Annotated in this window: 23 protein-coding genes; 16 read left to right on the forward strand and 7 right to left on the reverse strand. The window is 71.4% G+C overall.

Going from position 1 to position 24384, the window contains the following annotated elements; genetic code table 11:
* The first annotated feature begins 107 nt into the window (after positions 1 to 107).
* From AB0H43_RS20110 to AB0H43_RS20125, 4 genes are all read left to right on the forward strand, one after another.
* A complete protein-coding gene (locus tag AB0H43_RS20110) occupies positions 108 to 1169 on the forward strand; it encodes a hypothetical protein (RefSeq protein WP_360001069.1) in 1062 nt (353 codons plus the stop codon).
* Positions 1170 to 1188: 19 nt separating this feature from the next.
* On the forward strand, positions 1189 to 2613 hold the full coding sequence (locus AB0H43_RS20115; RefSeq protein ID WP_360001071.1) for a magnesium chelatase: 1425 nt from the start codon (positions 1189 to 1191) through the stop codon (positions 2611 to 2613).
* 1 nt (position 2614) lies between these two features.
* On the forward strand, positions 2615 to 4576 hold the full coding sequence (locus AB0H43_RS20120; RefSeq protein ID WP_360001073.1) for a VWA domain-containing protein: 1962 nt from the start codon (positions 2615 to 2617) through the stop codon (positions 4574 to 4576).
* Between the two features lie 66 nt (positions 4577 to 4642).
* A complete protein-coding gene (locus AB0H43_RS20125; protein WP_360001075.1) occupies positions 4643 to 4870 on the forward strand; it encodes a hypothetical protein in 228 nt (75 codons plus the stop codon).
* Here the strand turns inward: AB0H43_RS20125 and AB0H43_RS20130 are convergent.
* The gene (locus AB0H43_RS20130) at positions 4858 to 5217 is read right to left on the reverse strand and encodes a DUF6300 family protein (RefSeq protein ID WP_360001077.1); all 360 of its coding nucleotides are present in this window, start codon (positions 5215 to 5217) and stop codon (positions 4858 to 4860) included. The genes AB0H43_RS20125 and AB0H43_RS20130 overlap by 13 nt on opposite strands.
* A 72-nt stretch (positions 5218 to 5289) precedes the next feature.
* Positions 5290 to 6228, reverse strand: a complete 939-nt coding sequence (locus tag AB0H43_RS20135) for an SDR family NAD(P)-dependent oxidoreductase (RefSeq protein WP_360001079.1) — start codon at positions 6226 to 6228, stop codon at positions 5290 to 5292.
* 96 nt (positions 6229 to 6324) lie between these two features.
* Between AB0H43_RS20135 and AB0H43_RS20140 the strand changes: the two genes are divergently transcribed.
* A complete protein-coding gene (locus AB0H43_RS20140) occupies positions 6325 to 6873 on the forward strand; it encodes a TetR/AcrR family transcriptional regulator (protein ID WP_360001081.1) in 549 nt (182 codons plus the stop codon).
* A gap of 152 nt (positions 6874 to 7025) precedes the next feature.
* Here the strand turns inward: AB0H43_RS20140 and add are convergent, their stop codons facing one another.
* The gene (gene add / locus AB0H43_RS20145) at positions 7026 to 8006 is read right to left on the reverse strand and encodes an adenosine deaminase (protein ID WP_360001082.1); all 981 of its coding nucleotides are present in this window, start codon (positions 8004 to 8006) and stop codon (positions 7026 to 7028) included.
* Between the two features lie 85 nt (positions 8007 to 8091).
* On the opposite strand from add, the gene AB0H43_RS20150 reads away from it, so the two are divergent.
* The 6 genes from AB0H43_RS20150 (at position 8092) to AB0H43_RS20175 (ending at position 16585) form a co-directional block, all read left to right on the forward strand.
* Positions 8092 to 9324, forward strand: a complete 1233-nt coding sequence (locus tag AB0H43_RS20150) for a mechanosensitive ion channel domain-containing protein (RefSeq protein ID WP_360001084.1) — start codon at positions 8092 to 8094, stop codon at positions 9322 to 9324.
* A gap of 136 nt (positions 9325 to 9460) precedes the next feature.
* Positions 9461 to 9982: a hypothetical protein gene (locus AB0H43_RS20155; protein WP_360001086.1), complete on the forward strand. Its 522-nt coding sequence runs from the start codon at positions 9461 to 9463 to the stop codon at positions 9980 to 9982.
* Positions 9982 to 11334 carry a hypothetical protein gene (locus AB0H43_RS20160; RefSeq protein ID WP_360001088.1) on the forward strand — a complete coding sequence of 451 codons (1353 nt, stop codon included), beginning with the start codon at positions 9982 to 9984 and terminating at the stop codon, positions 11332 to 11334. The genes AB0H43_RS20155 and AB0H43_RS20160 overlap by 1 nt, the downstream gene beginning before the upstream one ends.
* Positions 11331 to 12653, forward strand: coding sequence for a VWA domain-containing protein (locus AB0H43_RS20165; protein WP_360001090.1), 1323 nt, complete (start codon positions 11331 to 11333; stop codon positions 12651 to 12653). The genes AB0H43_RS20160 and AB0H43_RS20165 overlap by 4 nt, the downstream gene beginning before the upstream one ends.
* Positions 12654 to 12665: 12 nt before the next feature.
* Positions 12666 to 13781: an AAA family ATPase gene (locus tag AB0H43_RS20170; protein WP_360001092.1), complete on the forward strand. Its 1116-nt coding sequence runs from the start codon at positions 12666 to 12668 to the stop codon at positions 13779 to 13781.
* Positions 13778 to 16585, forward strand: coding sequence for a DUF5682 family protein (locus AB0H43_RS20175; protein WP_360001094.1), 2808 nt, complete (start codon positions 13778 to 13780; stop codon positions 16583 to 16585). Before AB0H43_RS20170 ends, AB0H43_RS20175 begins: the two co-directional genes overlap by 4 nt.
* 215 nt (positions 16586 to 16800) lie before the next feature.
* On the opposite strand, the gene AB0H43_RS20180 is transcribed toward AB0H43_RS20175, so the two are convergent.
* Positions 16801 to 17298: a universal stress protein gene (locus AB0H43_RS20180; RefSeq protein WP_360001096.1), complete on the reverse strand. Its 498-nt coding sequence runs from the start codon at positions 17296 to 17298 to the stop codon at positions 16801 to 16803.
* 81 nt (positions 17299 to 17379) lie between these two features.
* On the opposite strand from AB0H43_RS20180, the gene AB0H43_RS20185 reads away from it, so the two are divergent.
* From AB0H43_RS20185 to AB0H43_RS20200, 4 genes are all read left to right on the forward strand, one after another.
* The gene (locus tag AB0H43_RS20185) at positions 17380 to 19179 is read left to right on the forward strand and encodes a hypothetical protein (RefSeq protein ID WP_360001097.1); all 1800 of its coding nucleotides are present in this window, start codon (positions 17380 to 17382) and stop codon (positions 19177 to 19179) included.
* 29 nt (positions 19180 to 19208) lie between these two features.
* Positions 19209 to 19691: a hypothetical protein gene (locus AB0H43_RS20190; protein WP_360001099.1), complete on the forward strand. Its 483-nt coding sequence runs from the start codon at positions 19209 to 19211 to the stop codon at positions 19689 to 19691.
* Between the two features lie 74 nt (positions 19692 to 19765).
* Entirely contained in the window at positions 19766 to 20353 is a 588-nt protein-coding gene (locus tag AB0H43_RS20195; protein ID WP_360001101.1) for an isochorismatase family protein, read from the forward strand.
* Positions 20350 to 21258 (forward strand): DJ-1/PfpI family protein, encoded by a 909-nt coding sequence (locus AB0H43_RS20200; protein ID WP_360001103.1) that lies wholly within the window; start codon positions 20350 to 20352, stop codon positions 21256 to 21258. Before AB0H43_RS20195 ends, AB0H43_RS20200 begins: the two co-directional genes overlap by 4 nt.
* A 122-nt stretch (positions 21259 to 21380) precedes the next feature.
* Here AB0H43_RS20200 and AB0H43_RS20205 read toward each other — a convergent pair whose 3' ends face one another.
* From AB0H43_RS20205 to AB0H43_RS20215, 3 genes are all read right to left on the reverse strand, one after another.
* On the reverse strand, positions 21381 to 22388 hold the full coding sequence (locus tag AB0H43_RS20205) for a LacI family DNA-binding transcriptional regulator (protein ID WP_360001104.1): 1008 nt from the start codon (positions 22386 to 22388) through the stop codon (positions 21381 to 21383).
* Between the two features lie 79 nt (positions 22389 to 22467).
* Positions 22468 to 22905: a YdeI/OmpD-associated family protein gene (locus AB0H43_RS20210; RefSeq protein ID WP_360001106.1), complete on the reverse strand. Its 438-nt coding sequence runs from the start codon at positions 22903 to 22905 to the stop codon at positions 22468 to 22470.
* A 129-nt stretch (positions 22906 to 23034) separates the two neighbouring features.
* On the reverse strand, positions 23035 to 23427 hold the full coding sequence (locus tag AB0H43_RS20215) for a VOC family protein (protein WP_360001108.1): 393 nt from the start codon (positions 23425 to 23427) through the stop codon (positions 23035 to 23037).
* 86 nt (positions 23428 to 23513) lie between these two features.
* On the opposite strand from AB0H43_RS20215, the gene AB0H43_RS20220 reads away from it, so the two are divergent.
* A complete protein-coding gene (locus AB0H43_RS20220; protein WP_360001110.1) occupies positions 23514 to 24362 on the forward strand; it encodes a sigma-70 family RNA polymerase sigma factor in 849 nt (282 codons plus the stop codon).
* The last annotated feature ends 22 nt before the right edge of the window (positions 24363 to 24384 follow it).

Below are 24384 nucleotides of genomic sequence, written 5' to 3' on the forward strand. Positions count from 1 at the left end.
CATGCTTCCGCCGATCGGGGATGCATGCGCAACCGTGATCTGCATCAGTCCGGCGGGCGTCGGGAAGGCGACTGACCGCCGGCGCCGCATGGCTGAGCATGATCGGCATGCGACGCATCCTCGCTTCCGCGCTCGCCGTCTGCTCGGCGGCGGCCGTCCTGCTCCACGGTCCGACCGCGCAGGCGGCCGCCCAGGTCGACGGGTACGTGTGGGCGTACCAGCCGTCCGTGGCGAGCTACACCGCGGCCAGCGGGTACGAACGCAACTCCACCGGCGGCGCGGTCGTGATCACGCGTAGCTCCACCGGGGTCTACTCGGTCCGGTTCGCCGGCATGGCGGTGAGCGGGGGAGTGGCGCACGTCCGCCCGTACGGCTCGGGCAACACGGCAATCTGCACGATCGCGAGCTGGCTGCCGGTCGGGGTGGACGAGGTGGTCAGCGTTCGGTGCTTCAGCGCGGCGGGGGTCGCGGCGGACTCCTACTTCGTCGCGCACTTCACCAACCGCACCGCGGCCTACGGGACCTTCTCGTACCTGTGGGCGCACGACCCGTACTCCGCGACGCCGTACACGCCGAGCACCGCGTACTCCTACGACTCCACCGGCGGATCGCCGCTGGCGTGGCGGCAGTCGCAAGGCGTGTACATGGTGCAGATGCCGACCGTCGACGCGCACTATCCGGTCGACAACAACGACGGGCACTACCAGATCACCGCGTACGGGACGACCGCGGTCCGCTGCGAGGTCCACGGGGAGAACGACGAGACGCCGACGCCGATCGGGATCTTCTGCGTCGACGCCTTCGGCAACCCGGCCGACACCCGCTTCTCCCTGAGCTACTCGCGCGGCGTCAACGTGCTCGGCACCACGACCGCGCGCGGAAACGCGTACTTCCGGCATTCGTGGGGCGACCCGGCCTCCTACTGGGCCGAGGGCTTCTGGAACACCGGCGGCACGCCCACGATCGCCTACCTCGGCGTCGGCCGCTACCGGGTCACGTTCCCCGGCCTTTCCATCCCCTACGGGTACGCCCAGAGCGGCTCGCGGGGTGACCCGTCGACGTACTGCGCGACCGCGTACTGGGGATCCAACGCCGTGACCGTCAACTGCTACAACAACGTGACCGACGCTTACGCCGACAGCGATTTCACCGTGACTATCACTAGTTGATCGCGCTAGCGTCGGTTGGGTGACGAACACACCGGAAGGCCTTCCGCGGACGCTGGGGGAGCTGCGTGCCGCCGGCTACACCTACCGCACCGTCAAGGCGGAGCTCCGGGAGAACCTGCTGGCCCGGATGCGGTCGGGCGAACAGCGGTTCCCCGGGATCGTCGGCTACGACGACACCGTGCTGCCCGAGGTCGAGCGCGCGCTGCTGGCCGGGCACGACATGGTGCTGCTGGGCGAGCGCGGCCAGGGCAAGACCCGGCTCATCCGTACGCTGATCGAGCTGCTCGACGAGTGGACGCCGGTGATCGCCGGGTCGGAGCTGAACGAGCACCCGATGCACCCGATCAGTCCCGGGTCGATACGCCTGGCCGAGGAGTTCGGCGACGCACTGCGCGTGACCTGGCTGCACCGCTCAGAGCGGTACGGCGAGAAGCTGGCCACCCCGGACACGAGCGTCGGCGACCTGATCGGCGACGTCGACCCGATCCGGATCGCCCAGGGGCGTACGCTTGGCGACCCCGAGACCATCCACTTCGGACTCGTTCCGCGTACCAATCGGGGCGTCTTCGCGGTGAACGAGCTGCCGGACCTGGCCGAGCGGATCCAGGTCTCGCTGCTCAACGTGCTGGAGGAGCGGGACGTGCAGATCCGCGGCTACCAGCTGCGGCTGCCGCTGGACCTGTTCCTGGTGGCCAGCGCGAACCCGGAGGACTATACGAACCGTGGCCGGATCATCACCCCGCTGAAGGACCGGTTCGGCGCCGAGATCCGGACGCACTACCCGATCGATCTGGACCTGGAGCTGGACCTGATCCGCCAGGAGGCGGCGCTGGTCGCCCCGGTGCCCGAGCACGTGCTGGAGGTGCTGGCGCGGTTCGCCCGGAACGTCCGCGAGTCGCCGTCGGTCGATCAGCGCTCGGGCGTCTCCGCGCGGTTCGCCATCGCGGCGGCCGAGACGGTCGCCGCGTCGGCGCTGCGCCGGGCCGGGCTGCTGGGCGAGGCGGAACCCGTCGCGCGGATCGGCGACACCGTGTCGGTGACGAGCACGCTGCGGGGCAAGGTCGAGTTCGAGAGCGGCGAGGAGGGCCGCGAGGCCGAGATCCTCGCCCACCTGCTGCGAGCCGCGACCGCCGAGACGTTCCGGGCCCACCTGGCCGGGCTGGACCTGTCCGGGTTCACCGCGCTGGTCGCCGAGGGCGGCGTCGTCGAGACCGGCGACCTCGTCCCCGCCGACGAGCTGCTGCGGCAGGTCGGCACGGTGCCGGGGCTGGCCAAGGCACTGGAGCGGCTGGGGCTGGGCGACGGCCCGTCCCGGGGCGAGGCGGCCGCCGGAGTCGAGTTCGTCCTCGAAGGCCTGCACCTGACCCGGCGGCTGGCCAAGGACCTCACCGACGACGGGCGCGCCCGCTATCGGGGCGCCGCCGACCGGGGTGGGCGAGGCTGAGATGGCTGGCGGGAACCGGTTCCGCTACGGCTTGTGGCGGGGCGGCCCCGATCCGCTGGCTCCGCCGTACGACGTGCGGGCGGCGGTCGACGAGGTCGGCGCCGATGTCCTGGCCGGGGGCAGCCTCCGGGAGGCGTTGCGGGACCTGCTCCGGCGCGGTCCCTCCGGCCAGGGCGGGCTCGACGACTTGTCGGCCCGCGCCCGGCGGATGCGGCTGGAGGCCATGCGGCGCGGCTCACTCGACGGCGCGGTGACCCGGGCGCAGGCGCTGCTGGATCAGGCGCTCGCGGCCGAACGGGACGAGCTGGCCGGGCGCGACGACGACGCGGCTCGGTTTGCTGAGGCTACTTTGGACAGTCTGCCTCGTTCGACCGCGCGGGCGGTGGACGAGTTGTCCAGCTATGACTGGGCCAGTGACGAGGCTCGGCAGACGTATCAGCAGATCCTCGACGGTCTTCGCCGGGAGGTGCTCGAGCAGCGCTTCAGCGGTCTGCGGGACGCGCTCGGCGCGACCGCGAACGATCCGGCGGCGCAGCAGCGGCTGGCCCGGATGATGCGCGACCTCAACGACCTGCTCGGGCGGCACGCCCGGGGAGAGGACACCCAGGACGCGTTCACCGCGTTCATGCGCGAGCACGGCGAGTTCTTCCCGGAGCAACCCGGCTCGGTCGAGGAGCTGATCGACGCGCTGGCCCGCCGGGCCGCCGCGGGCGAACAGCTGATGCGGTCGCTGTCGGCGAGCCAGCGGGCCGAGCTGGAAGGCCTGATGGACGCCGCACTCGCGGGCTCCGGACTGGGCGAGCAGATGGCGGCCCTGACGGCCAACCTGCGGGCGCTGCGGCCCAATCTGCCGTGGGACCGGCAGGCCCGCGTACGCGGAGAGGAGCCGCTCGGCTACGGCGAGGCGACCGGCGCCCTCGGCGAGATCGCCGACCTCGACGACCTCATCGAGCAGCTGGCGCAGGAGCATCCGGGCGCGACGCTGGACGACGTGGACGTCGACGCGGTCGAACGGAACCTGGGCCGCGCCGCGGCCGACGACGTACGCCGCCTGCGGGAGCTGGAGCGGGAACTGCGCCGGCAAGGCTGGGTGACCCGGTCGAGCGACGGGCTCACGTTGAGCCCCAAGGCTTTGCGGCGGCTCGGGGGCACCGCGTTGCGCCGCGTCTTCGCCGATCTGGCCGAAGGCCGGCGGGGTCAGCACGACTTGCGGGACGCGGGCGCCGCGGGCGAGGTGACCGGGGCGTCACGGCTCTGGGCGTACGGTGATGAACAGCCCTTGGACGTGGTGCGGACGGTGACCCGGGCGGTGACCCGCCGCGGCGCGGGCGTCCCGGTGACCCTGCAGGTCGACGACTTCGAGGTGGCCGAGACCGAGCGGCGCGCGTCGGCGGCGGTGGCACTGTGCGTCGACCTGTCGTTCTCGATGATGGCCGACGGCCGGTGGGGGCCGATGAAGCAGACCGCGCTGGCGCTGTCGCACCTGGTGGCGACGCGGTTCCCGCAGGACGCGCTGCAGATCGTCGGGTTCAGCCGGGAGGCCGGGGTGCTGTCGCAGCAGGAGCTGGCGGCGGTCGAGCCGGACTTCGTGCAGGGCACCAATCTGCAGCACGCGTTGCGGCTGGCCGCCCGGCATCTGCACCGGCATCCGGGGTTCGAGCCGGTCGTCCTCGTCATCACCGACGGCGAGCCGACGGCGCACATCGACGCCGACGGCGAGGCGGTGTTCTCCTGGCCGCCGTTGTCGGAGACGGTGCAGGCGACGGTGGCCGAAGTGGACGGTCTGACCCGCTCGGGGGCCACGCTGAACTTCTTCATGCTGGGTGAGGACCCGGGACTGCGGCGGTTCGTCGACGCGGTGGCGCGCCGCAACGGGGGCCGCGTGTTCACGCCGGAGGCGGAGGAGCTGGGCCGCTACGTGGTCTCGGACTACCTGCGGGCGCGGCGCGGCCGGCGGGCCTAGGTATACCTAGGCGGCGGCGGAGTGATCTAGGTAGGTCGGGGCGGCCAAGATACGTAACCGATCCTGATGGCTGCTACCCCTTACTCGGGCAACATATTCCTTGTCGAACGAAGAAGCAAGACCGAGCACCACGACAAGGAGTCCACAATGTTCACCTCACCGCAGACCGTCCTCGAACTCGCGAAGCTCCACCACCAGGAACTCGTGGCCGAGGCGCAGCGCAACCGCCTGTCCGCCCGCGTACGCAGAGCCGCTCGCCAGCGCTCCGCTCGCGCGCATAGTCAGACGGTCTGACCCTGCACAGCTGAGCGGGCCGCTCCGGATTCGTCCGGGGCGGCCCGCTTCTGGTAGAGCGACCACCACGCTTCGGCGGCCTCGGCGAGCGACGGCGCCGCCGCGGTGACCCGATCCTGGTCGAGCGACCCGAGCCAGCGGCCGAGCAGGTCGGCGATGGTGGCCCGGTCTTGTGCGGCCACCGCCGACCGCGTCGCGAAGTAGGCGATCAGTTCCGCGCCGTGCGGGTTGTCCGCGTCGCAGCGGGGGCAGAGGCCGACGCTGCGACCCGCCGACGTGATCCGCGCGGTGAGGCAGAGCCGCTCCCCGCAGAGGTCGCATCGCCCACCCGCTACGCTCACCTGCACCGAGGTCATCTCACTCCCGCCCGCGTCATCCCCAATTACTGCGGAATGACCTTATCGTTCGACGGGGCCAGGTCAGCTCAGGGTGTCGACCGACACCTGCCACAGTCGCTCGGCCGCGTCCGGGTCGAGGGCGTACGCGGCCACGCCGGCGCGGGTGCCGGGCTGGTTCGGCCCGGCCTCGGCGCAGTCCTCGAAGTAGCGCCCGCCGATCTTGTCGACCAGCGGCGACGTCGCGAGCAGCACAGACGTGGCCGCGCCCTGGTCGGTGGTCTTCCATGGCACGGCTCCGGTCCCGCCGGTGCGCGCCCGCATCGCCAGCAGGTCCTCCTCGGTGATGTGGCGCTGCAGGTTGGTCCGGATCGCCCCGGGCATCAGCGAGTTGGCGTACACGCCGTCGTCGGCCCAGCGGCGGGTCAGCTCCAGCGCGAACAGGATGTTGGCCGTCTTGGACTGCCCGTACGCCTGCCACGGCTCGTAGGGCCGGCGCTCGAAGTGGATGTCCTCGAAGACCACGGGCGAGTTGAGGTGACCGGCCGAGCTGACTGAGACGACCCGGGCGCCACCGGCCTCGGCGAGCGCTCGGTGCAGACCGGTGGTGAGCGCGAAGTGACCGAGGTGGTTCGTGGCGAACTGCAGCTCCCAGCCCTGCGGCGTACGCGTCAGCGGCGAGGCCATCACCCCGGCGTTGTTCACGAGGATGTGCAGCGGCCCCTCCCACGCGGCGGCGAACCCGGCGGCCGACGCGGGGTCGGCCAGGTCGAGGTGGACCACGTGGATCTGCTTGTTGCCGGTCGAGGCGACGATGTCGTCGGCCGTACGCCCTCCGGCGGCCAGGTCGCGGACGGCCAGGGTGACCTCCGCTCCCGCGCCGGCGAGAGCGCGCGCGGTCTCGACGCCGATGCCGGAGGCGCCACCGGTGACGATGGCGCGGCGGCCGGTCAGGTCGACGCCCGCGACGACCTCGGCGGCGGTCGACGTCGCGTCGAACGGTGTGGTGATCCGGGTGCTCATGCTGTGCTCCATCCCGCTACACTCGGTTAAAGCGGAGGTTCCTCCGTTACGTGGCCGACTCTAACCGGAGGATCCTCCGGTTTGCAAGGGGAGCACATGCGCGCAGACGCCCAGCGCAACCGCGACCGGCTGCTCACCGTGGCTGTCGAGGCGTTCACCGGGCCGGACGGCAACGATGTGACGCTCGACTCCATCGCCAAGCAGGCCGGGGTCGGCATCGGGACGCTGTACCGGCATTTCCCGACGCGCGAGGCGCTCGTCGAGGCGGCGTACCGCAACGAGGTGGACAAGCTCGGCGCGGCCGCGCTCGATCTCCTAGACACCCTGCCGCCGGCCGAGGCGCTTCGGGAGTGGATGAACCACTTCGTCGACTACATCGCCACCAAGCGCGGCATGGCCGACGCGCTCAAGATCGTCGTCGCATCCGGCGTCAACCCTTACGAGCACAGCCGGGCCAAGCTGCTCGCGGCGCTGTCCTCGCTGCTCGCGGCGGGTGCGGCGGAGGGCTCCCTCCGGGCGGACGTCGCCGCCGAGGACGTGCTCGCCGCCCTCCTCGGGGTCACCATGAGCGCCGGCGAACCGGCTCAGCGCGACCAGGCGGGCCGGCTGCTCGACCTGCTGTCGGACGGCCTGCGCGCCCGCTGACGCTCCAGCCTTCGCCGGGCGCGGCTTTCGCCGGGTGCCGTCGCAGGCGGCTTTCGCATGCGGCTTTCGCAGGATGCTTTCGCGGGATGCTTTCGCGGGATGCTTTCGCAGGATGCCGGGATATCGCGGTTATTCGCGCGCGGAAGACCGCGTTATCCCGGCATCCCGCGTGGTCGGGCGTCGTCGCCCGCGGCCAGCCAGGCGTCGACGCCGGCGAGCATCGAGGCGCGAAGCGCGGGCGGGGCGGCGGAGGCGTGGATCGACTGTCGCGCGAGCTCAGCGAGCGCGGCGTCGTCCAGGCCGAGCCGCCGGGCGATCGCGTACTGCGTGCTCAGGTCGGCTCCGAAGAGCAGCGGGTCGTCGGTGCCCAGCGCCACCGGGACACCCGCCTCGAGGAGCCGCACGAGCGGGAAAGACATGCCGAACGGCGGGTACGACGTCGGGCACACCTCCAGCGTCACACCCCGCTCGGCCAAGAACTCGAGCGTCACCGGGTCGGCGGCGGCGGTCAGTCCGTGGCCGATCCGCCGTGCGCCCAGCAGGTCCACGCACTCGCGTACATGCCAGGCCGCTTCGTAGAAGCCCGCGTGCGGCACGGACAGGAGTCCCGCGTCGGCCGCGATCCGGAACGCCTCGGCGAAGTCCGCGACCCGGCCTCGGCGTTCGTCATTGGACAGTCCGAATCCGAGGACACCGTGCGGTCGGTACAGCGCCGCCAGCCGGGCGATCCGGGCGGCGGTCTCCGGTGACCCGGCCCAGCTCGACGCCAGCACGATCCCGGCCCGCCCGGCCGCGGCGGCCAGTGCCGTCTCCACCACCGCCGCCTCGCCACCGAGGCGCTGCGCGTACGAGGTGGGGTCGATCTGGATCTCCACCCACGCGGCGCCGTCGTCCTCGCTGTCCGCGATCGTCTCGCGGATCACGCGCGTGACGTCTGCAGCGGTACGCACAGCGGAGCGGGCGATGTCGTAGCGCTCCTGGAAGGCCTCCCATCCGTGCGCCACGTCTCCCGGCAGCGGGGGCGGCAGCGGCAACCCGGCGCGCGTGGCCAGCTCGGCGAGGGTGGCCGGGCGCATGGCGCCGGTCAGGTGCAGGTGCAGGTTCGCCTTGGGGAGGCGGCGCAGGTCGCCCATGCCCGCAGATTAGACCAGCTGGTTTACCGGGACGTCCGCGCCGGAATATGGGATCTTCAAAGGTGCCGGTGAAGGGAGAGACGCGGTGCCGTTGTCGATCGCGGCCCTCAGCGCGGCCGTGGCCGCGCTCGTCGTCGTGGAGATCATTCATCGGGCGATCGTCCGCGCCGGACGCCGCTCGGTGATCATGGCAGAACTGGCCGACCACGCGCACCGGCCGTTCCAGGTCTTCGCGGTGATCTTCGCCGTCCGGGCCGTCGTCCTCGTCTCCCGCCAGAGTTTCGACCTCAAACACGGTGTCCTGCACACCATGGGCATCGGCCTGATCGTCTCCGGGGCCTGGCTGGTCGCGACGGTGCTGCTGGCGCTGGAGGACGTCGCGGAGGCGCGGTTCCGCATCGACGTGCCGGACAACCGGTCGGCCCGCCGCATCCGTACGCAGATCGTGGTGGTCCGCCGCGTCACCATCGCCGCCATCGTGCTGCTCACCGTCGGCGTGGTGCTGATGACCTTCCCCGAGGTACGCACCATCGGGGCCAGCCTGCTCGCCTCGGCCGGCATCATCGGCGTCATCGCGGCGCTGGCGGCGCAGAGCGTACTGGGGAATGTGATCGCCGGGCTGCAACTGGCCTTCAGCGAGGCCATCCGGATCGACGACGTGATCGTGGTCGAGAACGAGTGGGCGCGCGTCGAGGAGATCACGCTGAGCCACGTCGTCCTGCAGATCTGGGACGACCGCCGGCTCGTGATGCCCACGTCGTACTTCACCACCAAGCCGTTCCAGAATTGGACGCGTACGCGGTCGGAGATCCTCGGCTCGGTCGAGTTCGACGTCGACTGGGCCGTGCACGTGCAGCCGATCCGGGACGAGTTGCGGCGGCTGCTCGAAACCAGCGACCTGTGGGACGGGCGGGTGTGCGTACTGCAGGTCACCGACGCGATCGAGGGCCGGGTGCGGCTGCGGGCACTGTGCAGCGCCCGCGACGCGCCGTCGTTGTGGGACCTGCGCTGTCTCGTCCGCGAGCACCTGGTCGCCTGGGTACGCGACCACCAGCCGTCGGCCTTCGCGCGTACCAGGACGGAGGCGGCCTGGATCGACGCGCGGCGGGAGTGGGCCTGGGTGGCCGCCACGCCCGCGATCGTGCCGGCCGCGCCCCCGGAGCCCGCGCCGGAGGAGGACGCGCGGGTCTTCAGCGGCAGCCCGGACGGCGAGGCGCGCGGACAGGCCTTCGGCGGGCCGGAGGCGCCGCTGCACGACATCGTGCTGCATGAGCAGGCCGCGCTGGACGAGGTGGAGGATCCGCCGGAGAGTCGATGAGCCCGGGGGCGGGATTGTCGGTGGCGTGATGTAGAACTGTCGCGTTCACGGATCATCCGTTCCCGCGAGCGTCCACAGTGGCGCGCGCGTTTCGCCTGGGGAGGTCGATGGCGTGCCGCCAGATGTGTCGCCGACTGTGCTAACGGAACCGGACTGGGAAGCCCGCAGCACCGCCGTGGTGGTGCCGCCGGCCCGGCCACGGAAACTCGCGAAGGTGCCCTTCGTGGAGCTGGCCGAGGGTCGATTGCAAGGCGTCGTCTCGTCGGGGTCGGACATCGAGCGGGTCTACGTCTCGCAGTTCACTGCGGGCGACCACACCTTCAGCTGCTCGACCAACAACAACCGGCCGTGCGGCGGCCTCTATGGCGACGACTACACGTGCAAGCACCTGGATCTGCTGATGGACGAGGCCGTCGTGCAGTTCGGGGGCGAGCGGATCGCCCGCTACCTGCGCATCGACGCCGAGGGCGAGATCCAGCACGGCGGCGACCTGATCCGGAGGACCACCTGGAAGCTGGAGCGCTCCTCGGCGGCCGGAGTGTTCGCCCGATTCCTGCGCCATCTGTCCTATTTGGAACTGCCGGGCACGGCTGAGCCGCTTCCCGAGCTGCAGTGGTTCCCGGCGACCCAGTTGCCGTCGGCGAAGGCGGTGCGCTGATGCTGGTGGAGTACTTGGCCCAGACGCCGGCGGGCGCCCCGGAGGCACTGGAGACGGTGGCCGCCTTCGACGAGGCGCTGACGCACGGGTTCGGCCGGCTGTCCGAGCCGCGGCAGGCCGCGCTCACCGGGCTGGCCGGGGCGTTCGGCGCGACCCCGCTCGGTGAGCGGCTGGCCGAGGCGGCGGCGAAGGTCCTGGCCGGTTCGCCCGGCGACGAGTATGTCGCCGCGTTGGCCGGGGGCCGGTCGGCCGCGCTCGGCGCGGTGCACGACGCGTTGCTCGGCGGCCTCGACGACGCCCTCGGGCGGCAGCGCGAGCCGTGGCAGGCGCCGTCCGCGTCCGACTCGGCTCCGGAGAACCTGCTCAACGGCGTACGCACCTGGCTGGTCGAGCTGGCCGTGGCGGGGTGGCGCGGCGTCACCGAAGACCTCGTCGGCGCGGCCGACCCGATGATCGAAGGACTGCTCGCCGAGCCGCGGCTACGCCGCCTCGCCGTGCTGCTCGACGGGTTCGCCGCGGAGTTGCGCGCGTCCAGTCCGATTCTGACGTTGCCGCAGCTGCCGGTTCGGCGCTGGGCCGACCTGTGGTCGCGGGCGATGCTGCTGGCTCAGCCCGGATTCCCGGCCTCGGCCGGCGGACAGCCGGTCACGGGGCGGTTCCTGCCGTTGGGCGTCGACCTGCACGAGCACGCCACCGCCCTGCAGGCGCAGGTGCACGGCCTCCTCGAAGCGGGCGGGCCGCCGAAGCTGGCCCGGATCTCGGTCAGCGCCCCCAAGGTCGACACGATCACCGGAGCGGCCGTCTGGCGGCTGCTGCGCGGCTATCCGCAGTTGCTGGCGGCGCTCGCCGAACGCCGCAGCCTGGACCTGACCGGCATGACCCTGCTCGGCTCGGGGGACCTGCTCTGGGACGAGGCTTGTGCGGCCGCCGGCGAGCCGGCCGATCCGTTCGCGACCGCCCGGGTGCAGCTCGCCCAGGCGGTGGCGCCCGCGGTTCCGCCGCTGGACCGCCATCCGGTGCGCCTGGCCGAACCGGTGTTCCTGGAGGCGCACCAGTTCGCGGCGGGCGGTCCGCTGACCGTCGACGCCGACCGGATCAGCGCGGCCGGTCCGCTCACCGCCGATCTGGCCGCCGGTGCGTCGGCGATGATCGGCCTGCTGCGCTGGGACGCCGGGCGGTGGCTGGTGCAGCCGCTGGCGGTGGAGTCGACGGTGAAGAAGAAGCCGGTCGCGGCGCACAGCGGCGACTGGGCGATGGGGCCGTCCGACCCGAAGGCCGCCAAGGCGGAGGCCGCCGCCGGAGACGCCGTGGGCGTCCTGCGCGAGCGCGCGGGAAGGCTGTTGCGCAAATGACCGACGGTGGACGGACGGACATGGACGCTCGTCGCCAGGTGCTCTATTGGCGGCTGCTGGCCCGCATCTTCGACGGCGGCGAGGAGCAGCCCGCGCTGGAGTCGGCGAGCATGGCGACGGTGCAGGCGGCGGGGTTGCCCGCGGCCCTGCTCGACCCGTCGGTCGCGGTGGACACCGTGGTGCAGCGGTTTCCCGAGCTGGCCGCCGAGTTCGAGGGCCTCATGGTGCCGCCCGAGGACGAGGCGCCCACCGGGGAGACCCAGGTACGCCGCGCCGCCTTGGTGTCGAAGGTGCTGCTCAACGTCTTCGCCACCGGATCGGGCAACGTCACCGCCACGCAGTTGGCCCAGTGGCAGTCCGACGCGGGCTGGTTCTCCAAGGCCATGGGCTGCGAGCCGGGGCAGTTGCGAGCCCGGCCGGGCACGGCCGGCGAGCTGGGCGGCGTACTGGCCGGACTCGAAGGCGACCTCGTCAAGCGGATGCAGCTGCGTGAGGTGCTGGCCGATCCGAAACTGGCCAAGCAGCTCACCCCGAGCATGTCGCTGATCGAGCAGTTGCTGCGGGACAAGGACAACCTGTCCGGGGTGGCGCTGGCCAACGCAAAGGCGCTCATCCGGCGCTTCGTGGACGAGGTCGCCGAGGTTCTGCGTACGCAGGTGCAGCAGACCAGCACCGGGACGCTGGACCGCTCGGTGCCGCCGAAGCGGGTGTACCGCAACCTCGACCTCGAACGCACCATCTGGAAGAACCTGACCAACTGGAACCCGGAGGACGAGCGGCTCTACGTCGACAAGCTCTTCTACCGGCACACCGCCAAGCGGACCACCCCGGCGCGGCTGATCGTCGTCGTCGACCAGTCCGGGTCCATGGTGGACGCCATGGTCAACTGCACCATCCTGGCCTCGATCTTCGCCGGGCTGCCCAAGGTCGACGTGCACCTGATCGCGTACGACACGCGGGCGCTCGACCTGACTCCGTGGGTGCACGATCCGTTCGAGGTGCTGCTGCGGACCAATCTCGGCGGCGGCACCGACGGCACGGTCGCCCTCGACCTGGCCCGGCCGAAGGTCGCCGATCCCCGTAACACCGTGCTCGTCTGGATCTCCGACTTCTACGAGTCGCGCGACCAGGCGGTCTTCGACGGTCTGCAGGCCGTGCACCGCTCCGGCGCCAAGCTGATCCCGGTCGGCTCGGTCAACAGCGGCGGGCAGACGAGCGTCAACCCCTGGTTCCGGCAGAAGCTCAAGGATCAGGGCACCCCGGTGATCTCCGGGCACATCCGCAAACTCGTGACCGAGCTCAAGAACTTCCTCGCTTAGGAGAAAACGCTGATGACCGACAACCTGCTGCGCGCTCCCGCCGAGGTGAAGTACGCCGAGGAGCTGGACTACCTGGAGTCGATCGACACCGGGGCCAAGCCCTTCACCTGGCGGCTGAGCCCGCGCATGGTCCGGATGTTCGTGCTCGGCTCGGAACGGGCCGACGGCATCGACCGGGAGATCCCGCAGAAGTGGTTCGGCGACCGCAGTTTCGTCGAGCGTGCGATCGTGACGCTGGCGTCGGACCGGGGTCTGCTGCTGATCGGCGACCCGGGCACCGGCAAGAGCTGGCTGGCCGAGTTGCTGGCGGCGGCGATCTGCCGCAACTCGACCCTCGTCGTGCAGGGCACCGCGGGCACCACCGAGGACCACATCAAGTACTCGTGGAACGTCGCGATGGTGATCGCCCGGGGCCAGTCGCGGGAGTCGCTGATCCCGTCGCCGATCATGACGGCGATGGAACAGGGCGTGGTCGGCCGGTTCGAGGAGCTGACCCGGTCGACCAGCGACGTCCAGGACGCGCTGATCTCGATCCTCTCGGAGAAGTACGTCTCGATCCCAGAGCTGGACGACGACAACATCGTCTTCGCCAAGCCCGGCTTCTCGATCATCGCCACCGCCAACAGCCGCGACCGCGGCGTCAACGATCTGTCGTCGGCGCTCAAGCGGCGGTTCAACTTCGTCCGCATCCCGGTCGTGACGAACAAGAAGAGCGAGGCCGAGATCGTCCGCTTCCGCACGGTCGAGCTGCTCAAGCGGCACCAGATCGAGCTGGACGTGCCGCCGACGCTGCTCGACATCCTGCTGCAGAGCTTCGCCGATCTGCGTACCGCCGCGGCCTCGGCGACCAGCGACGACGAGAAGCTCGAGTCGGCGTTGTCGACGGCCGAGCAGATCGGCGTCCTGGAGGACGCCATCCTGCACAGCCAGTTCTTCGGCGACGCCCAGCTGCGGGCGCACACCCTGGCCGGGTCGCTCGTCGGGTCGCTGGCCCGGCGTAGCCCGGAGGATCTGGCCATCCTCAACAAGTACTGGCACGGCGTCGTCGAGCCGCGCAGCAAGGCCGACGGTGGCGAGTGGCCGGAGTTCCTCGCGGGCGGCCGTGAGGCGATCGCCACCCTGTCATGACCGCCTTCGATCCCCTGAGGGACCAGCTGCTGGAGGCGGCGGCCGAGTTCGCGGGCGGCCCCGGCGACCTCGACGGCATCCTCGCCGGCATGGTCACCGACGTCGACCGGGCGCTGCGCGAGCCGCTGGAGATCTTCCCGGTCTGCCACCACTCGCCGGCCTCCGCGCTCGCGATGGCTCGCCGCCTCCGGGAGAAGCGGCCGCAGGTCATCTACGTCGAACTGTGCGAGGATCTGCGGCCGCTGCTGGACGAGCTGCGCAACTGCAAGCTGCCGGTCGCGGTACAGGCGTTCGCCTCCGAGGTGGACGGCTTCCCGCCGGACTGGTCGCCGCTGAGCGTCGTCGCGCCCATCACCGAGGCCTCGGCCGAATACCAGGCGATCGCGTACGCCCTGGACACGCCCGGGGTCGAGCTGGTCTGCGTGGACCGGTCGACCGACCACGTCTTCCAGTGGTCGCCCCGCTCGGAGGACGCTCCGGCGCCGGGTGAGGACGCCGACGCCGACTCCGAGGACGACGCCGAAGGTAAGGATCTGCACGGCGACGCGGTCGGTGTGGAGATCGGTGACCTGCGGCCGCGGTTCGGGCAGCTGGAGGCGTACCTGCTGCACCACGGCAAGGTGCGGCACTGGTCGGAGTGGTGGGACCAGTATGTCGAGCAGCCACTCGGCTCGTCCGGCGCGGACTATGAGACCTACCGCCAGGTCATGGTCCTCATCGGCAGCCTGTTCCGGCGGCTCGCCCCCGGCGATCCGCGCCGGGTCACCGTCGACGAGGACCGCGAGCGCTACATGTGGACGCGGATGCGCCAGCACCTCGCCTCGTCCGGTGTGGACCCGTCGCAGGCGCTCTACGTGTGCGGCGCGTTCCACGCGGCGAGCCACGTGCCGGAGTTCGGGCTGACCGGCCCGGACTGGGAGATCAGTCCGCGTACGGCCACGAAATGGCTCTACGGGCTCATCCCGTCCAGCCACTCGGCGATCGAGGCCCAGTTCGGGCTGGCCTCGGGTTCGGTCTCGATCGCGGCCGCCACCTGGGCCAAGGCCGTGACGCGGACCGGCGTCAAGCCGTTCCAGCTCCAAGGCCAGGCGGGTACGCGGAAACGCGCGGCCGTCAAGGCGACGGTGGCGCCGCCGGCGGCCGTCGCCGAGCCCGTGACCGACAAGCTCACGAAGTTCCTGGCCAGCCCGCCGCGGCTGGACGGCCTCGATGAGGCCGAGCTGCTGGGCTGGTCGGTGGAGATCGTTCGGCTGGCCCGGCGGCACGGCTACCTGTCGAGCACGGCCGACGCGATCGCGGTGTTCGAGACGTCGATCCTGCTGGCCGGGATGCGTAATCGGGCCCGGCCGACGCCGTACGACTTCGCCGACGCCGCGGTGACCTGCATCGAGAAGGACGCCGTCCCGGGCCGCCGGGACGTGCGGCGGCTGTGCGAGATCATGCTCGGCGGCGACCGGATCGGGCAGGTGGGCTACGACGCGTTGCCCCCGCTGGCCCGCGACGTCTACGACCGGCTGCAACCGCTCGGCGTGAACGTCGAGGCGCGGACGATCCAGCGCGCGCTGCTGGACCTCAAGGCTCAGCCGGAGCTGGTGCCATGCTCCGACCTGCTGTGGGTGCTGCGGCGGCTGATGCCGCCCGACGTCGTACGCCCGATCATGGGCGAGCGCACGCTGGGCCGGAAGTCCATTCAGGAGAGCTGGGACCTCGCGATCGGGCGCAGCCAGCGGTACCTCATCGAGCTGGGCTACGAGGGGATCACCGTCGAGCAGGTGCTCGAGCAGCGGCTGCGGCGGGAGGTGTGGGCGCCGTCGGCGACGGCGGCGGGCGCTTTGGCGGCGGTCGAGGATTCGCTGCTCTACCTGCGGAGTCGCCGGTTCACCGACGAACTCGGCGCGCGGGCGGTCGAGCTGCTGGCCGCCGAGCGTACCGTCGACGAGGCTCCCGAGGTGCTGCAGCGCGTCCGCCGGCTGCTGGCCTACTACCGGTCGGGGGAGCGCGGCGGGTTGCCGGCCTGGTGCGAGGACTTCGTCAAGACCGGCTACGCCCACTACTGCACGCTGTTGCCGACGGCGTTCGTGGAGGACGAGACCGGCGTACGCCAGGTCGCGGCGATGCTCGGCTTCCTGTTCGGGATGGAGAACCTGGCCCTGTCGCTGGGGTGTGACCGGGCGCAGCTGGAGATCGCGGTCCAGCAGTCGCATCCGGAGGCCCCGGCGAAGGTCGCGCTCCTCTGGGCGGCCCACCACCAGTTGGGCCTGCTTCCGTTGGCGCGACTGCGGGAGCGGGTCGACGAGTTGCTCGCCAACCCGATGGTGCTGCCCGCCATGCCCAAGTACGTCAGCGGGTTCCTCCAGGCGTTGGTGCCGGTGCCGGGGCTGACCTCGTTCGTCGTCGAGATCCTGTCGAAGGCCTTCGCACAACTGCCCGACCCGGTGCTGCTGCCCTGGCTGCCGCAGTTGATCACGACGCTGAAGGAGCAGGCCCCGGAGCTGGTTCCCGTCCTCGTTCGCGAGGCCGGCCGGACCTTCCCCGGCAGCCTGCCCGCGCTGGACAGCTGGACGCCGCCGTGGTCGCCCGACGCGGTCGCCCCGGCGACCTCGGCCGGTACGCCGGTGACCGCCGGGCCGGTCGCACGACTGCTGTCCGAGCGGCCGGAGCCGACGGACGCGGTCGCCGCCCTGCTGGGCGTCACCGGTTCGTGGGGCACGCTGGACACCGACGGCACCGGATCACTGGTCGCGGAGCTTATCGGCGCGCATCCCGAGACGGCGGAGGCGGTCGCGGAACTGCTCGCCGTTTGAGCGACGGCCGCCCGTCCAGGTCCTGCCTAGTCGGCGAGATCTGGGCGGGCGGTCGGCTCGGTCGTTCGGCACGGCGGTCTTACGGCACGGCGGTTCTCACGGCACGGCGGTCTTACGGCACGGCGGTCTCACGGCACGGCGGTCTCACGGCACGGCGGTCTCACGGCACGGCGGTCTCACGGCACGGCGGTTCTTACGGCACGGCACGGCGGTTCTTACGGCACGACGGTCACCGGCCAGCGCCCGGCGCGGACGAGCCGGGCGGCGACCGAGCCGATGAACCGGTGCCCGGCCTGCTCGGACGCGCCGACGACCACCATGTCGGCGCGTAGCTCGACGGCTGCGTCGCGCAACTCGGCGAAGGCGTCGCCCCGGCGAACCATGAACGTGGTGGAGATGCCGAACTCGGCGGCCCGGTCCCGGATCTGCGTCCGCAGTTCCTGGATCTGGTCGTCGAACAACTGCTCCTGCGCGGCGGCCGCGCTGGCCGCCATCGCCGTCCAGACCGACGGGGTCGCGACGTAGACGACGACCAGGCGGGATCGCTGACGGCGGGCCAGCCCTCCGGCGTACGCCCCGGCACGCATGCCGGTCGGCGAGCCGTCGACCCCGGCGACGATGACGCGTGGGCCGTCGGTGCCCCGTTCGAAGGGGCCTGGATGCCACGTCGGCCCGTACTCCTCGATCAGCCGCTCCGGCCACCCGTCGCTCACGCCCTCATTATCGCCATCGGCGTAAGAAATGGCGGCCCACGCACATGTCCCGATGACCGACCGACCTGAAACGGAGTCATCATGAGACGAGTGCTGAGCGTTCTCGGCACCATCGCGTTGCTGATCACGGGGCCGCTGCCGGCTCGGGCCGCCACCGAGCAGGGGAGCGGCACAGTCCTGGCGACCGGGGACCGCGTCACCATGGTCGACGGCGTACCCGTCGTGCAGCCGGGTCCCGGCCGCGACAAGGTGCCGTTCGTGACCCGCGTCGCGGGCGGACGCGTACGCGTGGCGGCGGCCGACGCCTTGGCTTCCCCGGCGACCTTCACCTTGCCCGCTGCGAAGACCCCCGCTGCGAAGACCCTCGCTGCGAAGACCCCCGCTGCGAAGACCGTTGCGCCCGAGCCGGCGGTCACCACGACTTACCAGGTCACATTCGTCCACATCGGATTCGATGGATTGGCCGCGACCGACTATCAGACCTCGTTGCTGTCGGAGGACTTCGCCACCTACTACGACGTCTTCCCGCGCGGGTCGGCGACGATCGAGGTACCGGCCGGGGTCTACCTGCTCGACGGCTTCATCGTCGGCGGCGACTCGACGGGCATGAAGGCAGCCGAGCTGGTCCAGCCACGGTTCACGGTCGCTGGGGACACCACGGTGGTGCTCGACGCGCGTAGCGCCAAACCCAGTTCGCTGACCGTGCCGGACGCCACCGCCCAGGTGGCGATGGCGTCGGCGCACTACACGTACACGAACGCGGCCGGGCTTCAGACCGAGGGCGGGGTGTTCACGGGCGGCTGGAACTCGCTCTACACGGCGCACCTCGGCGCGGACGTGCCAGGCTTCGCCTCCTCGATCGCGGGCCAGTGGATCACCCCGTCCGGCGGCGAGGCGTACGCCGTGCGCTACAACCAGGACGGCCGCATGATCTCCGGTTACCACCGGGATACGCAGCCGGCTGAACTGGCGACGGTCACCACCACCTTTGCCGGCGGCAACGATCCGGGCCTGGCCGTCGACTGGTACGCCGTCAGCCGCCTGCCCGGCGAGGAGACGCACGCGGCGGCGGTCGCGTACGCGGCGCCGGTCCCGGGGACGATCGTGCGGCACTTCAACGGCGAGGGGCCGACGCAGTGGCGTACGCGGGTCTACGAGAGCTGGGGCGAGTGCTTCGGCTGCGCTGTCACGACCGGGGCGTGGACGGCGTACCGGGGCGGGGCGTCGGTCGCGGAGACGTTCAACGGTGCCGTCGTATCGCCGTCGCTGCCCGGTCCGGAGGTCACCTGGCACTCGGGCGTCCGTCGGACCGGCGACACGATCGCGGTCGACCTCCCCATGTACGCCGACGGCGCGGGCCACCCCGGCGACAGCGGGGACACGGGGTCCACAGTGCTCTATCGCGACGGCGTCGAGACCGGCCGGGAGGAGTGGGGCGGGGCGGGCGCGTTCGCCGTCCCGGCGGTCGACGCCCGCTATCGCCTGGTCGCGCAGAGCCACCGGGGCACCCCGTACGCCCTGTCCACCGACGTCACAGCGGCGTGGGAGTTCCGTTCGGCGTACGCCCCGAGCCGAGTCCTGCCGCTGTGGGAGATCCGGTTCGCGCCGCGGTTGGACGACCGGAACACCGCACTGAGCCGGGATCTGGTGATGCCGGTGCGACTCACGCCCGCACCGGGTGCCCGGGTCGGTGCGATTCGGGACGTGACGGTTGACGTCTCGGTCGACGACGGAGCCACCTGGACGTGTGCCCCGTACGCCGCGGGCCTCGCCCTCGTACGCCATCCGGCCGGGCACGGCTTCGTGTCCCTACGCGGCTCGGTACGCGACAGCGACGGCAACAGCGCCACTCTGACAGTGATCCGGGCCTACCGGTACTGAGTGTCGGCGGGCGGGAGCAGAATGGGGCGGTGAGTCTCCGTGATCTTCCGCCCGCCGCCCGGTCGATGGCGGCCGCGGCGAGCGCCGCGGTCGCGGCAGCGCGGGCCGCCGACGCCGACGAACTGCGAACCGCGGCCGCCGACCTGGCCGCGTTCGACCCCTCGGCCGTCGGGCCGCTGCTCGGCGACGTGCTACGGATGCTGCTGGAGGAGACCCACCCCGACGGGCTGGACGCCGACGATCTCCGGGCGGTGCTCGAGACGACCACCAAGGCCGCGCTCGCCTGGCTGCCCGAGGCCGACCCCGAAGTGCTTCTCGTGATCCTGGCCGGTGCGCTGGGCGTACATCCGGAGGAAGCGGATGGGATCGCGCGGCCGGGAGCGCGCGCCGTGGCCCTGCACGCCCCGGTGATGATCGCCGATCTGCTGGCCGGCACCCGCCGCGGCCTGGACTTCTACCTGGTAGCCGCGTTCCGCGAGATGGCCCGGTCGCAGACGATGGAGGCCCCGTAGCTTGACCGGATCGGTCCGGTGCGCGGCATGATGGTGCCTGACGCCGTCCGGCGTCCGCGGGCAGGATCAGGGGCATGAAGAAGCGAGCACTCATCGTCATCGACGTTCAGGAGTCGTTCCGGCAGCGGCCGATCTGGGCCGCCAGCTCGAATCCGGAGATCGCCAAGCAGGTCTCCCGGTTGGCCGAAACGTTCCGGGCGAACGGCGAGCAGATCGTCTGGGTCCTCCACGAGGAGCCGGGCTCCGGCACGGTCTTCGATCCGGCCCTCGGATTCGTGCGGCTGTTCGAGGGACTCGTCCCCGCCGACGGCGAGCCGATCCTGCGGAAGACCTCGCACAACGCGTTCACCACGACGAACCTTCAGCAGCGTCTGGTCGAGGCCGGGATCGGCGAGGTCGTGGTCTGCGGGATCCGCACCGAACAGTGCGTCGAGACGACCGCCCGGGTCGCCTCCGACCTCGGGTACGCCGTGACCTTCGTGATCGACGCGACCGCCACCAACCCGATCGAGCACCGCGACGCCCCGGCAGGCCGGTCGGTCGAGGAGATCTCGGCCGACCCACGCACGCTGGGCGTCGACGAGATCCTGGCCCGCACCGAATACGCGCTGAGCGGCCGGTTCGCCACGATCGCCACGGTCGAGGAGCTGACCGGCGCGTGACCACCGTCGTCTTCCTGCTCGCCCCCGGCGTGCACCTGCTGGACCTGGCCGGACCGGCGCAGGCGTTCTCGTCCGCCGCCGACTTCGGCGCGGACTACCGGCTGGCATACGTGGGCGAGCAGGAGGGCGTGGCGGCCAACCAGGGATTGTCGCTGCTCGCGGGCGTCGAGTGGCCGGAGCTGACCGCCGACGACCTCGTGGTGGTGCCCGGCTGGAAGGCGGCCTCGGCACACAACCGGGACAAGTTCCGCCCGGCGACACTGGAACGGCTGCGGGAGCACCACCGTCGAGGTGGGACGGTCGCGTCGGTCTGCGCGGGCGCGTTCGCCCTCGGCGAGGCGGGCCTGTTGGACGGCCGTCGCTGCACGACCCACCACGACCTCCAGGACGAGCTCGCCGCGGTCTACCGCCGGGCCGGCGTCGTGCGCGACGTGCTCTACGTCGTGGACGGCCGCGTCGTCACCTCGGCCGGCATCGCCAGCGGCATCGACCTGGCCCTGCACCTGCTCGCCCAGCGCCACGGCCCGGCCCTGGCCGCGCGGGTCGCCCGCGAGATGGTCGTGTACGCCCGGCGCAACGGCGACGAACGCCAGGAAAGCGCGATGCTGCGTCATCGGGCCCACGTGAACGACGCGGTGCACCGGGTCCAGGACGTCATCGACTCCCGGTACGCCGACCGCCTGCCGTTGGCGGAACTGGCCGCGTCCGGCGGAGTCAGCGAGCGTACGCTCACCCGCCTGTTCGACCGGGTGCTCGGGCTGACCCCGTTGCGGTATCAGCAACTGCTGCGAGTGGAACGCGCGGAGCACCTGATCGGGCACGGTGCGACCGTCGAGGCGGCGGCGCGGGCGGTCGGCTTCGAGGATGCCCGGATGCTGCGGCGGCTGCGCTCCCGCACCGCCTAGCGTTCCGCCCTCGTCGGCGCTCGCCGATTCAGCGCGTTATCCGGGATGACGCGGCCTTCCGATCGGCCAGGAAGATGATCTAGGCGATGAAGGGTCGTCGGGGCGACCATAACTCGCCAAGATCACCTAGGGCCCGCCGTGGGGCGGGTGCTGTCCCGGCGGACCAGGCTGACCGGGAACCGCACCCGGAGGCCGCTCGGCGGGACGCCGTCGAGCAACAGGCGGGTGGCGGCCGCGGCCATCTCCTCGACGGGCAGTCCCATCGTGGTCAGGGGCGGGTTGGTGCAGCTGGCGACGATGCTGTCGTCGAACCCGATGACGCTCACGTCGTCGGGTACGCGCCGCCCGCTCGCGGTGATCGCCTGGATCGCCCCGGCGGCCATGAGGTCGCAGGCGACGAAGATGCCGTCGATGTCGGGGTGCCGCTCAAGCAGCCGCTGGGTCCCCTGGTAGCCGCCGTGGCGGTTGAAGTCCTCGTCGACGGTCAGCTCGGCGAGGCCGAACCGCTCGATCGCCTGCCGATGACCGGTACGCCGGTCGGTCGCGCACGGATTCAGGATCGGGCCGTGCACGGCGGCGATCCTCCGGCAGCCCAGCCGATACAGCTCCTCGATCGCGGCGTACGCCCCGCCGACGTTGTCGGCCGCCATCCCTGGAACGACAGGGGAGGTGGGCACCATCGAAACGACCCGGCGGCACCGGCGATGGAACCGGGCCGCCAGGTCGGGCGGGACGTCGGCGAGCACCGCGCCGAGGGTGGAGTTCGCGGCGATCTCGTCGATGGCGTCGGCGGCGTTCTCCCAGCCGACGGCATGCAGTCGCAGCTGCGTGTTCACCCCGTCGAGGACGGGCACCATGCCGGCCAGGACACGGCCGAAGTAGGGGTGGTTGCCCAGCCAGCCGGCGTCGGGGCAGCTGATCGCGACGACGTCCACGGCTCGCGTACGCCCGGAGGCCAGCGCCCGTGCGTGCTCGTCGGGCCGGTACCCCAGGGATGCGATGGCCGCCTCGACGCGAGCGCGTAACGGCGCGGCCACCCCGGGCGCGTTGTTGATCACGCGGGATGCGGTTGCCCGCGACACTCCGGCGGCACGCCCCACGTCCTCGATCGTGGGCTTGAATTTGCTCATCGGGCCTGGCCTCTCTGCCAAGCGGCTCGGGTATGCCGCAGGGAGAACGCTAGACCCGAGAGCGCTCTCAGCAGAAGGGTCATTCGCCGCGCAGCATCGCGATCGCCTTCTCGATCCGCCGCGCCCGGGTCTCGGGCTTCTTCGCGCTCTCGATCGCCAGCACATGCTCGCGCTTATGGCTGTGCGCCAACCCCTCGTACGCCGCCCGAGCAGCCGGATCGGCGTCGAGCGCGCGGGCGAAGTCATCGGGTTCGACCACGACCCGGGGTTCGGCGTCGAGTTCCAGTGTGACCTCGACCTGTTCGCCGACGGTGACGCCGGCGGCCTGCCGGTTGGCGTTGCTCAGGCCGAGCAGGTTGCGCCCGCGCATGATGGCGACCCGGCTCTTCCAGGTATGCCCGTTGACCGTGATGATCACCGGCGGGCGTTTGCCGCCGCCGAGGGCTTCCACCACATCGGGCGGCACCTCCAGTCCGTGCATCGGTTCTGGCGGCTCGACGTACGTCCGAAACTTCATGGCTTGAATCCTTCCGGCTTCTCCCGCTGGATCAGGGTTCCCGGTCGAATCTTGACCCAAGATTCGACCCAGATCCCTGATCCAGCGGGAAATGGTGCGGCTAGCAAGGCGAGGCAGGTGAGGGGAGTGTCACTCGCCGTAGGTGGTGACCTTCCAGAGGTAGCCGTCCGGGTCGCTGAAGTAGCCGAAGTAGCCGCCCCACTGGGCGGACGCCGCCTCCTTCACCACGCTGCCGCCGGCGGCGACCGCCTTGGCGATCGTCTCGTCGACCTCGGCTCGGGTGGCCGGATTGAAGTGGAACGAAGCGCCCCGGAACCCGGTTCCCTCGGCGGAGACACCGGCGTCCAGGGCCGCCGCGTCCCATTCGTAGAGCGCCAGCTGCGGCGTACCCTCGCCGAGGTTGAGCAGCGCGAAGTGCCGGGTGTCCTTCTCGATCTCGCAGCCCAGACCCTCGGCGTAGAACTTCTTGGCCCGGTCCAGGTCTCGTACGCCGAGCATCAGGGCGCTCAGGTGCAGGTGCATGGGTTTCTCCTTGTAGGTTCCGGATGTCACATCGGCTGGATCTCGCCGGTCATTCGGTATGACAGGGGAGAACGGAGGAACGTGACATGGCCGAGCAGGAGTGGCTCAACGAGCAGTTCGCCGAGCATCAGGACCGGCTGCGGGCGGTGGCGTACCGGATGCTGCGCTCGTCGAGCGATGCCGAGGACGCGGTGCAGGAAGCGTGGCTGCGGGTGAGCCGGGCCGACACCGCCCAGGTGGAGAACCCGGCGGGCTGGCTGACCACCGTCGTCGCCCGGGTCTGCCTCAACATGCTGGAATCCCGCCGTACGCGACGCGAGGACCCGGCCGGAGCGCTGCCGCCCGAGCAGGACGAGCCGGCGGTGCCGACCGGCTCGGCCGGTCCCGAGGACGAGGCGCTGCTGGCGGACTCGGTCGGCGTCGCGCTGCTGGTGGTGCTGGACACGCTGACCCCCGCCGAGCGGCTGGCGTTCGTCATGCACGACGTCTTCGACGTCTCGTTCGCCGAGATCGGCACGATCCTCGACCGGTCGCCCGTCGCGGCACGTCAGCTCGCCAGCCGGGCCCGGCGCCGGGTGCAGGGCGCGGCGGCCGCGTCCGACGCCGCCCGATCGCGTAAGCGCGAGGTCATCGCGGCGTTCCTGGCGGCTTCCCGCGCCGGGGACTTCACCGCGCTCGTCGAGCTGCTGGATCCCGACGCGGTGGCCGGCGACGCCCAAGGGGCTCAGGCGGTCGCGGCGATGTTCTCCGGGCGGGCTCAGGCCGCCGTGCTCGCGCTGGTCGACGGCGTGCCGGCGGCGGTGTGGGCGCATCGTGGCCGGGCCAAGGCGGTCCTCGCGTTCACCTTCGACGACGGCAAGATCACCAACATCGAGTTCGAGACCGATGAGGACCGGCTGCGCGACCTCGACATCGTCCTGCTCGGCGTCGGCTGAGCCCCGACCGGCGGGAAGCAGC

The organism is Hamadaea sp. NPDC050747 (assembly GCF_040654195.1).
Taxonomy (GTDB): Bacteria; Actinomycetota; Actinomycetes; order Mycobacteriales; family Micromonosporaceae; genus Hamadaea.

Bases quoted from the DNA above. Each gene is read 5' to 3' on its own strand.
- AB0H43_RS20110 (WP_360001069.1), top strand. From the start codon at position 108: ATGCGACGCATCCTCGCTTCCGCGCTCGCCGTCTGCTCGGCGGCGGCC.
- AB0H43_RS20120 (WP_360001073.1), top strand. From the start codon at position 2,615: ATGGCTGGCGGGAACCGGTTCCGCTACGGCTTGTGGCGGGGCGGCCCC.
- AB0H43_RS20125 (WP_360001075.1), top strand. From the start codon at position 4,643: ATGGCTGCTACCCCTTACTCGGGCAACATATTCCTTGTCGAACGAAGA.
- AB0H43_RS20135 (WP_360001079.1), bottom strand. From the start codon at position 6,228: ATGAGCACCCGGATCACCACACCGTTCGACGCGACGTCGACCGCCGCC.
- AB0H43_RS20140 (WP_360001081.1), top strand. From the start codon at position 6,325: ATGCGCGCAGACGCCCAGCGCAACCGCGACCGGCTGCTCACCGTGGCT.
- add (WP_360001082.1), bottom strand. From the start codon at position 8,006: ATGGGCGACCTGCGCCGCCTCCCCAAGGCGAACCTGCACCTGCACCTG.
- AB0H43_RS20160 (WP_360001088.1), top strand. From the start codon at position 9,982: ATGCTGGTGGAGTACTTGGCCCAGACGCCGGCGGGCGCCCCGGAGGCA.
- AB0H43_RS20165 (WP_360001090.1), top strand. From the start codon at position 11,331: ATGACCGACGGTGGACGGACGGACATGGACGCTCGTCGCCAGGTGCTC.
- AB0H43_RS20170 (WP_360001092.1), top strand. From the start codon at position 12,666: ATGACCGACAACCTGCTGCGCGCTCCCGCCGAGGTGAAGTACGCCGAG.
- AB0H43_RS20175 (WP_360001094.1), top strand. From the start codon at position 13,778: ATGACCGCCTTCGATCCCCTGAGGGACCAGCTGCTGGAGGCGGCGGCC.
- AB0H43_RS20185 (WP_360001097.1), top strand. From the start codon at position 17,380: ATGAGACGAGTGCTGAGCGTTCTCGGCACCATCGCGTTGCTGATCACG.
- AB0H43_RS20195 (WP_360001101.1), top strand. From the start codon at position 19,766: ATGAAGAAGCGAGCACTCATCGTCATCGACGTTCAGGAGTCGTTCCGG.
- AB0H43_RS20205 (WP_360001104.1), bottom strand. From the start codon at position 22,388: ATGAGCAAATTCAAGCCCACGATCGAGGACGTGGGGCGTGCCGCCGGA.
- AB0H43_RS20210 (WP_360001106.1), bottom strand. From the start codon at position 22,905: ATGAAGTTTCGGACGTACGTCGAGCCGCCAGAACCGATGCACGGACTG.
- AB0H43_RS20215 (WP_360001108.1), bottom strand. From the start codon at position 23,427: ATGCACCTGCACCTGAGCGCCCTGATGCTCGGCGTACGAGACCTGGAC.
- AB0H43_RS20220 (WP_360001110.1), top strand. From the start codon at position 23,514: ATGGCCGAGCAGGAGTGGCTCAACGAGCAGTTCGCCGAGCATCAGGAC.